We start from the raw sequence: 13,136 nt of genomic DNA on the forward strand, positions 1-13,136 counted from the left end.
CATGCCGGATGGTGGACGGTCAGCCGCGCAGGGTGCCGGCGCGGGCGGCGGCGGTGAGAGCCCGGTGCAGCAGCCGGGAATCGCCGAGCAGCGCCCGTAGTCGGCGCTCCAACCCGGCGATCGGGATCAGGTTCTGCGGGGCGCGCGGATCCTTGTACGGCGTGGAGGCGAACCGGGGCAGCGTCACCAGGGACAGGTCGGCCAGCTCGACCGCCTCGGCGATGTCGAGCTCGGCGGAGCACTCCAGCCGGACGATGCCGGCCCACGGCGCGCCGGCCGCCACCGGCAGCCGCAGATACCAGGACCAGCCGCCCCAGGCGGTGCCGACCCGGAACACCGGGCAGCGCTGGCCGGCGGCCAGGCCGGTCACCACCGCGGTCAGCCGGGCGTCCAGGTACTGGCTGTGCTGGGTCTTGATGTAGCCCAGGGTGCGCGGCAGCTGCCGGCGGCTGCGCAGCGGACCGTCCACCACCAGCAGGTCCCCGTCGGTGCGGGCGGCGTCGGAGACCGCCACCTCCAACGCGGTCAGCGGCCCCTGCACCGCCGCCGGCAGCTTGGCCAGCTCGCCGGTGCCGCCCACCCGGTGCACCGGGTAGCGGATCGTCCCGGCGACCACCTCCTCGGCCGACGGGCTGGCGGTGAAGAGGCCCCGCCCCACCCGGGTGCCGGCCAACTGCGCCGCGCCCCGCTCGAGGTCGCAGCGGACCACTCCGGCGGCGTAGGAGGCGGCCAGGCCCGGGAAGGAGCCACCGTCGGACTCTGCCGTCCAGATGCTGGCGTCGATCCGGCGGACCCCGTCGACCAGCAGCACCACGTCGGGCGCCCGCACCCCGGCCCGTACGTCGATCGCCCGCCACTGCGCCGCCGGCAGCTCGGCGTCCGTCTCCACCTGCGCGCTGCTCGGCGCGGCCGGGCCGGTGGCGGACGCCTCGAACGAGGCACCGTACGACGGGTCCCAGGCGTCGACGAAGAACCGCCCCGCCGGCGTGCTCACCGGCCGGTCCGTTCGACGCGCGCCGAACGGGCGTCCTTGCGGACCTCGAACCGGACCGGGATGCGTTCCGCCAGCGCCGGTACGTGGGTGACCACGCCCACCATCCGGTCACCCCGGGCGGCGAGGTTCTCCAGGGTGGCGGCGACCGTGTCCAGAGTGGCCGCGTCGAGCGTGCCGAAGCCCTCGTCCAGGACGATCGACTCCAGGCTCGCCGCCGTGGTGGACATCCCGGCGAGCTGCTCGGAGAGGGCCAGCGCCAGGGCCAGCGACGCCTGGAACGTCTCGCCGCCGGAAAGGGTGCGCACAGCCCGGCGCAGCCCGGCGTCGTGGTGGTCGACGACGAAGAACTCACCCTTGTCGTGCATCAGGTCGTACTGGCCGCCGGAGAGTTCCCGCAGGATCCGGGACGCGCCGTCGACGAGCAGATCCAACGCCTCGGCCAGCAGCCACCGCTCGAAGTTGTTGGCCCGCAGGTGACTGGCGAGCGCCCGCGCCACCTGCGCCCGGCGCTCGTGCCCGGCCCGCTGTTCACGCAGCTCGGCGGCCTGTTCGCGGCGCTCGACCAGTCGGCGCCGGTCGGCCTCGGCCCGCTCGAGCGCGACCGCGGCGGCACGCACCGGGTCGTCCGGGGCGGGCAGCCCGGCGTCGGCGAAGATGCCGCCGATCCGCTGCGCCACGGTCCTGGCCGCGCCGTCGGCCTCGGCGACCGCCGCCGCCAGCCCGTCCCGCTCCGACCGGCGGCGCCGCGCCTGCGCGTCGGCCCAGTCGGCCAGGGTGCGCCACGCGCCGGCGACGTCGTCCCGGTCGGCGGCCGGCGGCCCGAACCGGGCCAGCCCGTCCCGGGCCGAATCGAAGCGCCGCCACGCCGCCCGCAGCCGCTCCTCGGCGGCGTCCACCGCGCCGCGGGCCCGCCGCGCGGCGTCCCGACCGGCCCGGACCATTGTGGCCGCCTCGTCCAGCGCCCGCCGTAGCCGGGCGTGCTCGGCCAGCTGATCACGCAGCGCCTCGGCGGTGGCGGCCCCGGCGAGCTGCCCGTCCAGCTCGGTGAGCCGGGCGTCCAACTGCTCCTGCCGGGTCCGGGCCTGCACCAGCACCCGCTCCAGCTCGCGGGCGGCGGTGTCGCGCTCCTGCATCACCCGCTTGGCCGCCTCGCTGGCCACCCGGGCGGCCTTGCCGGACTCGACCGCCTCGGCCACCGCCGAACCGGCCGGCACCGCCGGCACCCGGGGGACGACCTGCTCGCAGACCGGGCAGGGCCCGCCGTCGACCAGGTGCGCCCGCAGCGCCACCGCCTGATCGGTGGCCTTCGCCTCCTCGTGGGCCCGGAACGCCGCCGTCAACTCCTCCTCGGCCCGCTCGGCCGCGGCCCGCGCCTCGGCCAGCGCCCGTACGGCGGCGTCGTGCTCGGTGGCGGCCGCGCCCATCGCCGCCCGGACCACCTCCGCCTCGCCGGCCAGCTTCTCCCGGTCGGCGTACCCGCGCAGCTGCAGCCGCAGGGCGCTCTCGTCGCCGGCGGCGGCCAGCTCGCCGCGGAGCTTCTCCTCGCGCTCCTCGGCCAGCGACACCGCGTTCGCCGCCGCGTCGGCCTCGGCGCGCGCGTCGGTCACCGCCCGGGCCACCTCGGCGACCCCGGCCGGCGCCCGGACCGCGTCCAGCACGGTCAGCTCGGCGTCGAGGGCGGTCAGCGCCGCTGTCGCCTCCCGCGCCGCCGCCCGAGCCGCCTCCAGCTCGGGTACGGCGGCGGTCACCGCCGCGGCCAGCTCGCTCATCCGCCCGACCTGACCGGTCGCCCGGTCGAGCGCCTCGTCGTCGACGTCGGTGAGCCCGGCCAGCAGTTGGTCGACCCCCTCCAGCTTCGCCTCGGCCTGCGCCGCGCGGGCGGTGGCCTGCTTCTGCACCTCCTCGTAGACGCCGAGGCCGAGCAGGTTGACCAGGATCTGCTGCCGGGTGGCCGGCTTGGCGTGCAGGAAGTCGGCGAACTGGCCCTGCGGCAGCACCACGCAGCTGGTGAACTGCTCGTAGGGCAGCCCCACCGCCTCCAGCACCGCCTCGTCCATCTCGGCGGGGGTGCCCGCCACCACCTCGCCGAGATCCTCCGGGCTCAACCCGGTCTCCAGCTTGGTGACGTCGAAGCCGGGCGGCATCAGCTGCAACCCGGCGTTGGCGGTCTTCACGTTGCCCCGGCTGTCCCGCCGCACCACCCGGGTGGCCACATAGCGGGCCCCGCCGGACTCGAAGACCAGCCGCACCCGGGCCTCGGCCGTCGACGGCGCGAGCGCGTTGCCCAGGCCGCGGGTGCCACCCCAGCGGGGCACCGTGCCGTAGAGGGCGAAGCAGATCGCGTCCAGCACCGTCGACTTGCCCGAACCGGTCGGGCCGACCAGCGCGAAGAAGTCGGCGTCGGTGAAGTCGACGGTGGTCTCCTCGCGGAAGACGGTGAAGCCGGCCATGTCCAGCCGTATCGGTCGCATCAGCGGTCGACCTCCTCGAAGAGCTCGTCGAAGAGCTCCTGGACGCCGTCGTCGGCGTGGCCCCGGCTCTCCAGGTAGTCGGCGAAGAGCTCGCGCGGTGAGCGCCCGGAGCGTTGTGCGACGCGGGTGCCACTGCCCGGTGCGGGCACCAGCTCGGGATCGATCCGGATCTCCAGCGCCCGGGGCAGCAGCTCCTGCACCTCCTCGCGCAGGCCCGCCCGGGGCTGCTCGCGGACGAAGACCCGCAGCCAGGCGTCCGGCTGCTCCACCTCGGCGAGCTGGGCGAGCGTGCCACGGACGGTGCGCAGCGTGGCCGCCGCGCTCACCGGCACCTCCCGCACCCGGGCGGCGGTGCTCGCGGTGACCTCGACGAGGGTCACCGACGGGACGTTCTCCTGCTCGCCGAAGTCGACCGCCAGCGGGCTGCCGCTGTAGCGCACCGGGCAGGGGCCCTCGACCCGCTGCGCGCGGTGCAGGTGGCCCAGCGCGACGTAGTGCGCGGTGGCCGGAAAGACCGTCGCGGGCACCGCGTAGCCGAGCACGGTGTGCGCGTCCCGCTCGCCGCCGCCGGCCGCCGCGCCGGTCACCGTCAGGTGTGCGGTCACCAGGTGCACCCGGTCCGGCTCGTTGAAGCCCTCGGTGAGCCGGCCGAGCACCCGGCCCAGGTGGTCGGCGTACGTCTGGTTCGCCTCGGCGGCGGTCAGCTCGTACATCTCCACCGCGCGGACGGCGTAGCGCTGGGACAGGAACGGCAGCGCGGCCAACCGCCACCGCTCGCCACCGGCGGTGCTGCCGTCGATCACATGCTCGTCCGGACTCTCCCGGACGCTGCCGCGCAGGGTGATCCCGGCGGCCTCGGCCCAGGGGCGCAGCGCGTCGAGCGCGGCTCCGTTGTCGTGGTTGCCGCCGATCGCGACCACGTCCGCGCCGGTGCGGCGCAACGCCGTCAGCGCCCGGGTCACCAGCCGGGTCGCCTCCGGCGTCGGCGCGGCGGTGTCGTAGAGATCACCGGCGACGATGACCAGGTCGGGTCGTTCGGCACGGGCGATCTCGATCACGCCGGCCAGCACCGCCTTGTGCTCCTCGGCCCGCGACTGGCCCTTGAGGACCTTGCCGACGTGCCAGTCCGAGGTGTGCAGGATCTTCACCGTGCCCGCCCTTCGTTCGCGCTCACCGGTGCCCGCCCTCCGCTGATGCTCACCTAGAACGGGATGTCGTCGTCGCTGCCGCCACCGGTGCCCACCACCGCGAACGGGTCCGCGGACTGGGTGATCGAGCGGAGGGTCTGCGACGGTGCCCGGCCCGCCTCGCTGACCCGGGTCGCCCAGGCCGGGAACGGGAACTCCAGGCAGAGCGGCACCGGGATGTCCGGTTGGTTGACGAACATGGTGCCCGGCTTGGCCAGCAGCGCCCGCTGACGCTGGGCCGGCGGCAGGAAGCCGTATTCCGGTCGGGATGCCTCTGCCGGGTCGAGGCGGCCGACCACCCGGATCGCCGAGTTGGTCACGATGCGCCGCTCGACCTCGCTCGCCGTCTGCTGCGCGCCGACGAGGATCACGCCCAGTGAGCGGCCCCGCTCGGCGATGTCGAGCAGCACCTCCTTGATGGGGGAGGAGCCCTCGCGCGGGGCGTACTTGTTCAGCTCGTCGAGGACGACGAAGAGCAGCGGCTTGGCGGTGCCCGCCTTCTCCTTGCGCTCGAACTCGCTCTTCAGCGTCACGCCGACCACGAACCGCTGGGCGCGGTCGGGCAGGTTGTGCAGGTCGACCACGGTGACCTGGGCGCTCTCGGTGGTGTTGATGCTGTGTGGGCGGCGGGTGGCCAGGTCACCCCGGATCAGCCGGCCGAGGTCCTTCTTGCTGCCGATCAGCCGCCGGGCGAACGCGTTGACGGTGCCGAGCCCGACCGCGCTGCCGGCCCAGTCGGAGCGGGTCTCGTCGTCGTTGAGCTGCTCGACGACGTGGTCGACCAGGTCGGCGTAGGTGCCGAGGCGAACCCCGTCGATGCTCACCCCGCCGTCGGCGGGCTGGGCGTAGCGGGCCAGGTGGGCGGCGACCGAGTGGACCACCATCGTGTACTGCTGGCGTTCGTCGTCGGCGTCGGCGAAGACGTAGGGCAGCAGCCGGTCGGCGCAGAACTCGGTGAGCGTCCAGTAGAAGCTGTCGACGCCGGTGAGCCGGCTGCTCACGTCGGGGGTGCCCGACGAGTCGCCGACCCGGGGCGGGGCGTAGACCCGGACGTCGGGGAAGGCGCCGGCGTCGAGGCCGAGCTTGGCGTAGCTGGCGCGGGTGGCGTCGTCGAGCCGGGTGTTGGGGTGGTCGAGGAAGAGCAGGTCCTCGCCCTTGACGTTGAAGATGAGCGCCTTGGCGTTGACCGCGTCGCCGCCGAGCACGCCCGAGCGGAAGACCGAGTAGAGCAGGAAGGTGGCGAAGCTGGTCTTGGTGGCCACGCCGGAGATGCCGGAGATGGAGACGTGCGCGCCGCGGCTGCCGTCGAGGAAGTCGGCGTTGAGGTAGACCGGCACCCCGTCGCGACCCATCCCCATCGGGATCCGCCGCTCCATCCGGTCGAAGTGCAGCGCCCGGGCCCGGGCGTCGCCCTCGGCGCGGTGCACCACCGCACCCGGCGTCGGCGGTACGTAGAACTCCGGGTCGACCCGGGTGGTGGTCACCTCGGCCGCCTCCTGCACCTGGGCGGGCAGGGTGCCGTCGGCGATGGCGAAGACGTCGGAGTCGAACTGGGCGCCCTCGTGCCGGGCCCGCACCTGGGTGACCACTCCGGCGATGGTCACCGGCTCCCGGTCGGGCAGCTCGCGCCGGGTGACCACCACGTCGTCGAGCTGGAGGTAGCTGCCGGGTGCCACGGCCGTCCAGAACTGCAGCGGGGTGGCGTCGGCGGTGCCGAGCACGCGGCCGACCACCTCGCCCGGACCGTCGAACCCGTCATCGGTCATCAGGCAACTCCGGTCGGCTGGTCATCACGGTCGGGGCACACGTCCTGCATCCTGCCCGAGTAGTACGACAGGTTGCCACGCGACGCGGCGGACGCCACGCCGGTGGGCGGCCCCGCCGGTCGCAGCGTCACGAGGCCGGCACCGTGCGTGCCGATCCGGGTATGGCGACCGACGCGCCGTCAGTCCCGGGCGTAGCGCAGCATCAGCACCCCGTCGCCGGCGGCCAGGACGTGCCGCAGCGCGAGGCTGCGCGGCGGGGATGCCTCGCCCGCGGTGATCCGGCCCGGGCCGGGGCCGGCGAGCAGCGGCGCGACGGTGAGGCACAGTTCGTCCACCAGGTCGGCTCCGGTGAGGGCGCCGAAAAGCTGCGGCCCGCCCTCGCAGAGCAACTGGTCGAGGCCGCGCCGGCGCAGCTCGGCGAGGCCGGCGGCGAGGTCCACCCGGTCGGTGCCGCAGCGCACCAGTTCGGCCACCTCGGCGAGCCCGGGCGGAGGTACGGCGTCGGCGCGGGTGAGAACCACCGGCCGCACCGGCGCGTCGGCGAAGACGGGCTGGGTCGGGTCGAGGTCGAGCCCGCCGGAGACCACCACCAGCGTGGGGTAGTCGGGCAGGTCGTGCTCGCGGCGCCAGGCCCGGCGCCGCTCGTCCAGCCGCAGCGCGCGGTAACCCTCGTGGCGCAGCGTGCCAGCGGCCACCACCAGCGCGTCGCAGAGCATCCGCAGCAGGCCGAAGACCCGCTTGTCCGGCTCGCCGGAGAGCCCGGCGGAGTAGCCGTCCAGGGCCACCGCGCCGTCGAGGCTCGACACGAAGTTCACCCGAAGGTGCGGCCGGTCGGCCCGGCCGTAGAGGGTGGTCAGCGCGGCGTCGTCGAGCGGCTCCGAGGCGCCCGCCGGCCAGATCCGGTCGATCGGGATTCCGACGCTCATTCGCTGGCCGGACCGGTGACCGGAGGGGTCGGTCGGGGGGTACGGTGCTGGCAGTCGCACCAGTTCCGACCCCGACAGTCGCCGTGCCGCCTCGCCCGGCACGCTCCGCAGATCATGCTCGCAGCTTAGCGAGGGGGGATGAGACAGCATGCCGCGTCAGATCTTCCAGCTGAGGATCTCCCTGGCCGGGGTCCGTCCGCCGGTGTGGCGCCGGGTGCTGGTTCCGGCCGGCTACACCCTCGACCGGCTGCACCGGGTCATCCAGCACGCGATGGGTTGGCGCGACTGCCATCTGCACTCGTTCGAGATCGACGGGCTCCAGTACGGCGAGCCCGACCCGGACGGCGAGCTGGCGCTGCACGACGAGCTCGACGTCCGGCTCGACGCGGTGCTCGGCAAGGGCAGCCGGTTCCAGTACACCTACGACTTCGGTGACTGGTGGGAGCACGACCTGGTGGTCGAGGACGCGGTCACCGCCGACCCGGACGAGCGCTATCCGACCTGTCTGGACGGTGAGCGGGCCGGCCCGCCGGAGGACGTCGGCGGACCCTCCGGCTACCAGGCGCTGCTGGTCGCGTTGGCCGACCCGGAGCACCCGGAGCACTGGGCGATGCGCGACTGGACGGGTGGCCACTTCGACCCGGGCGCGTTCGACGCCGGGCGTGCCGGCACCCTGCTGCGCCGCTTCTGCTGATCCGTCGAGCATGGCCGTCCCGGTGGCGGCCGTTCCCGCGTGCCCTCGGCCGCTCACCGCGCGCGGCGGGTGCCGGTAACAAATTGGGAACGCTCCCAAGCGTCTATTGACACTCCCGACACGCGCCCGCAATCTCATGGGAGCGCTCCCGATGCGTGGGCGTCAGCACTGCCCGGTGCGCGACTTCGGGGGCGGGCAGGTAGCCGCCACGACGGTTCAGCGACCGGAGAGCCCGCATCGCCAGGCACCGGAACCACCACACGAATCACCCACCTGAGAGGGGTCAGGGATGAGCGTCATCAGGCGCCGGCTCCGCACTGCCGCGGTCGCCGCGATCGCCGTGGGCGTGGCCCTCGGCAGCACCGCGTGCAGCAAGAAGAACGACGACGAGGCAGGCGGTGAGAACGGGCAGGTCAAGCTCGTCCTCCAGACCTTCTCCAACTTCGGGTACGACAAGGCCATCAAGGACTTCGAGGCGGCCAACCCGAACATCAAGGTCGAGCACCAGAAGATGGGCGAGCTGCGGGACTTCCAGCCGAAGCTGGTGCAGTGGCTCGCGGCGGGCAGCGGCGCCGGTGACGTGGTCGGTCTGGAAGAGGGCGTGCTGCTCCAGTACGTGCAGAACCACGACAAGTTCACCAACCTGCTCGACCTCGGTGCCAGCGAGGTGAAGTCCAACTTCCCGGAGTGGAAGTGGAACAACGCCATGACGCCGGACGGCAAGAAGCTGATCGGGCTCGGCACCGACGTCGGCGGCCTCGCCATGTGCTACCGCAAGGACCTGTTCCAGCAGGCGGGCCTGCCCACCGAGCGGGACGCGGTCTCCCAGAAGATCGGCACCTGGGACGACTACGTCGCGCTGGGCCGTCAGTTCAAGAACAGCGGCAAGGTCAAGGCGGCGTGGCTGGACAGCGCCACCAGCCTGATGCAGCCGTACGTCATGCAGAACTCCGAGACGTTCTTCTTCGACAAGGAGAACAAGTTCATCGGTGACACCAACCCGGTCGTCCGCAGGGCGTGGGACCTGGGTCTGCAGATGGCCGCCGACGGGCTGACCGCCAAGGCGCAGCGCTGGAGCGCCGACTGGGACGCCGCGTTCAAGAACAACGCCTTCGCCACGATCCCCTGCCCGGCCTGGATGACCGAGGGCATCATCGCCCAGCGTTCCGGCCCGACCAACGCCGGCAAGTGGGACATCGCCAAGATCCCGGGCGGCGGCGGCAACTGGGGCGGCTCCTACCTCGCCGTCCCGGCGCAGACCAAGCACCCGAAGGAGGCGTACCTGCTGGCCAAGTACCTGACCAGCAAGGAGGGCCACCTGGCGGCGTTCAACGAGGCCGGCGCGATGCCCTCCAGCATCCCGGGCATCGAGGACCCCGCCTTCAAGGACAAGACGAGCGAGTACTTCAGTGGCGCCCCGATCGGTCAGATCTTCGGTGACAGCGTCAAGAACATGAAGCCGGTCTTCCTCGGCGCCAAGCACCAGCAGGTCTGGGAGACCATCGTCGAGCCGCAGATGCAGGCGGCCGAGCGCGGCCAGACCAGCTCGGACGCCGCGTGGACCAAGGCGATGAACGAGGCCAAGAAGGCCGTCGCCTGATCCGCCGGTGACCCGCCGGCTCACGGACACGACGTGCCGTGAGCCGGCGGCGGCGCTCGGTCCCGGCAGGGTGTGGGCGCCGCCGAGGCCGCTCCCCTTTTCCCGGAAGGACCTGCCATGAGCTCCACTGTCGGCGAGGCGCCGCCACGGCGGACCGCCACGCCACCCCGCCAGCGACCAGAGCCCCGCCGCTCCTCGTACCGGCTCGGCCGCTGGGACCTCAAGTACTCGCCCTACCTCTACGTCGCGCCGTTCTTCGTCCTGTTCGGGATCTTCGGCCTCTTCCCGCTGCTCTACACGGTCTACGTCTCGCTCTTCGACTACGAGCTGCTCAGTGGCACCCGCGAGTACGCCGGGCTGGAAAACTACCGCGAGCTGCTCGTGGACGCGCAGTTCTGGAACGCCGCGTACAACACCGTCGGCATCTTCCTGCTGAGCACGGTGCCGCAGCTCATCGTGGCGCTCCTGCTCGCCAACCTGATGAACCGTCAGATGCGCGGCCGCACGCTGCTGCGGATGGGCATCGTCGTCCCGAACATCACCTCGGTCGCGGCGGTCGGCATCATCTTCGCGCTGATCTTCGCCGACCGGTACGGCCTGGTGAACTGGCTGCTCGGCAGCGTCGGCGTCGACCCTGTGGCCTGGCGCGACAACCGCTACGCCTCCTGGCTGGCGATCGCCTTCATGGTCGACTGGCGCTGGACCGGCTACAACGCCCTTATCTATCTCGGCGCCATGCAGGCCATCCCGAAGGACCTCTACGAGTCGGCCTCGTTGGACGGCGCCTCGGCGTGGCGGCAGTTCTGGCAGATCACCGTGCCGCTGATCCGCCCGACCATCGTCTTCACGGTCATCATCTCCACGATCGGTGGCTTCCAGATCTTCACCGAGCCGCTCATGTACGGCCACGGGATGGTACGCGGCGGCGCGGAGCACGAGTTCCAGACGTTGGCCATGTACATCTACGAGCAGACCTTCACCGGCAACGCCGAGTACGGCTACGGCGCGGCGATGTCCTGGCTGCTCTTCCTGATGATCGTCATCTTCGCGCTGATCAACTTCGCGCTGGTCCGGCGCTCGGTGAAGGGGGAGAAGAAGTGACCACCACCCAGGCCCTCCCTCGCTCTGTCGCGCCGCCACCGGAGAACCGGACGCGTCGTCGGCGGCGCGGTACGCCGGGCGGCCGGCTCTGGCAGGCCAGCCCGCTGACCTACTTCGCGCTGATCATCGGTTGCGTACTGTCGATCTTCCCGATCGTCTGGTCGTTCATCATCGCCTCGCGGGACAACAGCGCCGTCTACGAGATGCCGCCCACCCCGGGCGGAATGCTCTTCGAGAACATCGAGCGGATGCTCGCCAACGAGGACGCCGCGTTCCTCTACGGCCTGGTCAACTCGGCCGTGGTGTCGAGCATCGTCACCATCTCGGTGATCTTCTTCTCCAGCCTGGCCGGCTTCGCGTTCGCCAAGCTCCGCTTCCGCGGCCGCAACGGTCTGCTCCTGGTGATCGTGCTGACCATGATGGTGCCGACCCAGCTCGGGATCATCCCGCTCTATCTGATGATGGTCGAGCTGGAGTGGACCGGCACCCTGCAGGCCGTCATCGTGCCGTTCCTGGTCCAGGGCTTCGGCGTGTTCATGATGCGCCAGTACGCGATGTCCGCGATCAGCGACGAGCTGATCGAGGCGGCCCGCCTCGACGGTTGTTCGACCTGGCGGATCTACTGGAACGTGGTGCTGCCCGCGCTGCGTCCGGCCGCGGCGATCCTGGGACTGCTGACCTTCATGCAGACCTGGAACGAGTTCCTCTGGCCGTTCATCGTGCTGACCCCGGACACCCCGACGGTGCAGTACTCCCTCAAGATCCTCTCGTCCGGTCTCTACCAGACCGACTACACCGCGCTCTTCGCCGGCACGGCCCTCGCGACCCTGCCGTTGCTGATCGTGTTCGTCCTGTTCGGCCGCCAGATCATCGGCGGGATCATGGAAGGTGCCGTCAAGTCGTGAGCAACCCCGCCAGCCCGCCCGCCGTCGACGTTCTCGACCACGGGCCGGCGCTGAGGTTCCCGCCCGGCTTCCGGTGGGGCGCGGCGACCGCGGCGTACCAGATCGAGGGGGCGGCCGCCGAGGGCGGACGCACGCCGTCCATCTGGGACACCTTCAGCCACACCGCGGGCCGGGTGGTCGGTGGGCACACCGGCGACGTGGCCTGCGACCACTACCACCGGCTCGGCGAGGACGTCGGGTTGATGGCCGAGCTGGGCCTCAACGCGTACCGGTTCTCGGTCTCCTGGTCCCGGGTGCAACCCGGCGGCGCCGGCCCCGCCAACCCGGCCGGGCTCGACTTCTACCGCCGGCTCGTCGACGAACTGCTGGGGCGCGGGATCGAGCCGTGGCTGACCCTCTACCACTGGGACCTGCCCCAGCCGCTGGAGGAGGCCGGGGGATGGCCGGCCCGGGACACCGCCGCCCGCTTCGCCGACTACACCGCGCTGGTCGCGGAGGCCCTCGGCGACCGCGTGCGGCACTGGACCACCCTCAACGAGCCGTGGTGCTCGGCGTTCCTCGGCTACGGCTCCGGGGTGCACGCGCCGGGCCGTACCAACGGCGCCGAGGCGGTCCGGGCCGGGCACCATCTGATGCTCGGGCACGGCCTGGCCGTGCAGGCGCTGCGCGCGGCCAGGCCACAGGCCGAGGTCGGTGTGACGGTCAACCTCTACCCGGTCACGCCGGCCAGCGACGCGCCCGCCGACCGGGACGCGGCGCGGCGGATCGACGCGCTGGCGAACCGGTTCTTCCTCGACCCGCTGCTGCGCGGGACGTACCCGGCGGACCTGCTGGCCGACCTGCGCGGGGTGACCGACTTCGGCCACGTGCGCGACGGTGACCTGGCCACCATCGCCAGCCCGCTCGACCTGCTCGGCATCAACTACTACAGCCGGCACGTGGTGGCCGCGCCGGCCGCCCAGGACGTGCCGGCCTCGCCGGCCGAGCAGGACGTGCCGGCGGCGTCCTGCTGGCCGGGGAGCGAGGACGTCCGGTTCGTCCACCGGGGCGTGCCGGTCACCGACATGAACTGGGAGATCGACGCCCCCGGCCTGGTGGAGACCCTGCGCCGGGTGCACGAGGAGTACACCGACCTGCCGCTCTACGTGACCGAGAACGGCTCGGCCTTCGTCGACGAGGTGGTGGACGGGCGGGTCGACGACATCGACCGTCTGGCGTACTTCGACGCCCATCTGCGTGCCGCGCACGCCGCGATCGGCGCCGGCGTGCCCCTGGGCGGCTACTTCGCCTGGTCATTGATGGATAATTTCGAGTGGGCCTGGGGTTACACCAAGCGGTTCGGCATGATCTACGTCGACTACGACAGCCAGAACCGCATCCCCAAGTCCAGCGCCAGGTGGTACGCCGAGGTGATCCGACGCAACGGTCTGGCCGCACAATAGGCGAGGGCCAGCCACCAACGGGCGGCCCCGACGTCCGCCCCCGCGCGGGT

The 13,136-nt window shown here is 72.4% G+C and carries 9 protein-coding genes and 1 pseudogene; 5 read left to right on the forward strand and 5 right to left on the reverse strand.

The features are described 5' to 3' along the window. Positions 1-3 precede the first annotated feature (3 nt). The 5 genes and pseudogenes from ACIP9D_RS13155 to ACIP9D_RS13175 all read right to left on the reverse strand — a co-directional run. Positions 4-994: pseudogene (locus tag ACIP9D_RS13155) on the reverse strand (hypothetical protein); the annotation flags it as partial. Then, a complete protein-coding gene (locus ACIP9D_RS13160) occupies positions 991-3,465 on the reverse strand; it encodes an SMC family ATPase (protein ID WP_350875250.1) in 2,475 nt (824 codons plus the stop codon). The gene ACIP9D_RS13160 and the pseudogene ACIP9D_RS13155, both read right to left, overlap by 4 nt. Further along, positions 3,465-4,613, reverse strand: coding sequence for an exonuclease SbcCD subunit D (locus ACIP9D_RS13165; RefSeq protein ID WP_350875252.1), 1,149 nt, complete (start codon positions 4,611-4,613; stop codon positions 3,465-3,467). The genes ACIP9D_RS13160 and ACIP9D_RS13165 overlap by 1 nt, the downstream gene beginning before the upstream one ends. Before the next feature lie 53 nt (positions 4,614-4,666). Continuing rightward, on the reverse strand, positions 4,667-6,418 hold the full coding sequence (locus ACIP9D_RS13170) for an ATP-binding protein (protein ID WP_350875254.1): 1,752 nt from the start codon (positions 6,416-6,418) through the stop codon (positions 4,667-4,669). 179 nt (positions 6,419-6,597) lie between these two features. Next, positions 6,598-7,344: a pyrimidine reductase family protein gene (locus ACIP9D_RS13175; protein ID WP_350875256.1), complete on the reverse strand. Its 747-nt coding sequence runs from the start codon at positions 7,342-7,344 to the stop codon at positions 6,598-6,600. A 148-nt stretch (positions 7,345-7,492) separates the two neighbouring features. Between ACIP9D_RS13175 and ACIP9D_RS13180 the strand changes: the two genes are divergently transcribed. The 5 genes from ACIP9D_RS13180 (at position 7,493) to ACIP9D_RS13200 (ending at position 13,086) form a co-directional block, all read left to right on the forward strand. Further along, positions 7,493-8,038, forward strand: a complete 546-nt coding sequence (locus tag ACIP9D_RS13180) for a plasmid pRiA4b ORF-3 family protein (protein WP_350875258.1) — start codon at positions 7,493-7,495, stop codon at positions 8,036-8,038. Positions 8,039-8,327: 289 nt separating this feature from the next. After that, a complete protein-coding gene (locus ACIP9D_RS13185) occupies positions 8,328-9,638 on the forward strand; it encodes an extracellular solute-binding protein (RefSeq protein ID WP_350875260.1) in 1,311 nt (436 codons plus the stop codon). 117 nt (positions 9,639-9,755) lie between these two features. Next, a complete protein-coding gene (locus ACIP9D_RS13190) occupies positions 9,756-10,739 on the forward strand; it encodes a sugar ABC transporter permease (protein WP_350875262.1) in 984 nt (327 codons plus the stop codon). Between the two features lie 104 nt (positions 10,740-10,843). Then, positions 10,844-11,644: a carbohydrate ABC transporter permease gene (locus tag ACIP9D_RS13195; protein ID WP_350875453.1), complete on the forward strand. Its 801-nt coding sequence runs from the start codon at positions 10,844-10,846 to the stop codon at positions 11,642-11,644. Further along, positions 11,641-13,086: a GH1 family beta-glucosidase gene (locus tag ACIP9D_RS13200; protein WP_350875263.1), complete on the forward strand. Its 1,446-nt coding sequence runs from the start codon at positions 11,641-11,643 to the stop codon at positions 13,084-13,086. The genes ACIP9D_RS13195 and ACIP9D_RS13200 overlap by 4 nt, the downstream gene beginning before the upstream one ends. Positions 13,087-13,136: the final 50 nt, after the last annotated feature.

The sequence above is a fragment of the Micromonospora sp. NPDC093243 genome (genome assembly GCF_044753725.1).
GTDB lineage: Bacteria > Actinomycetota > Actinomycetes > Mycobacteriales > Micromonosporaceae > Micromonospora.

What these genes read in the sequence shown, in the direction of transcription:
- ACIP9D_RS13160 (WP_350875250.1), bottom strand. Translation starts at nt 3,465, where the DNA reads ATGCGACCGATACGGCTGGACATGGCCGGCTTCACCGTCTTCCGCGAG.
- ACIP9D_RS13170 (WP_350875254.1), bottom strand. Translation starts at nt 6,418, where the DNA reads ATGACCGATGACGGGTTCGACGGTCCGGGCGAGGTGGTCGGCCGCGTG.
- ACIP9D_RS13175 (WP_350875256.1), bottom strand. Translation starts at nt 7,344, where the DNA reads ATGAGCGTCGGAATCCCGATCGACCGGATCTGGCCGGCGGGCGCCTCG.
- ACIP9D_RS13180 (WP_350875258.1), top strand. Translation starts at nt 7,493, where the DNA reads ATGCCGCGTCAGATCTTCCAGCTGAGGATCTCCCTGGCCGGGGTCCGT.
- ACIP9D_RS13185 (WP_350875260.1), top strand. Translation starts at nt 8,328, where the DNA reads ATGAGCGTCATCAGGCGCCGGCTCCGCACTGCCGCGGTCGCCGCGATC.
- ACIP9D_RS13190 (WP_350875262.1), top strand. Translation starts at nt 9,756, where the DNA reads ATGAGCTCCACTGTCGGCGAGGCGCCGCCACGGCGGACCGCCACGCCA.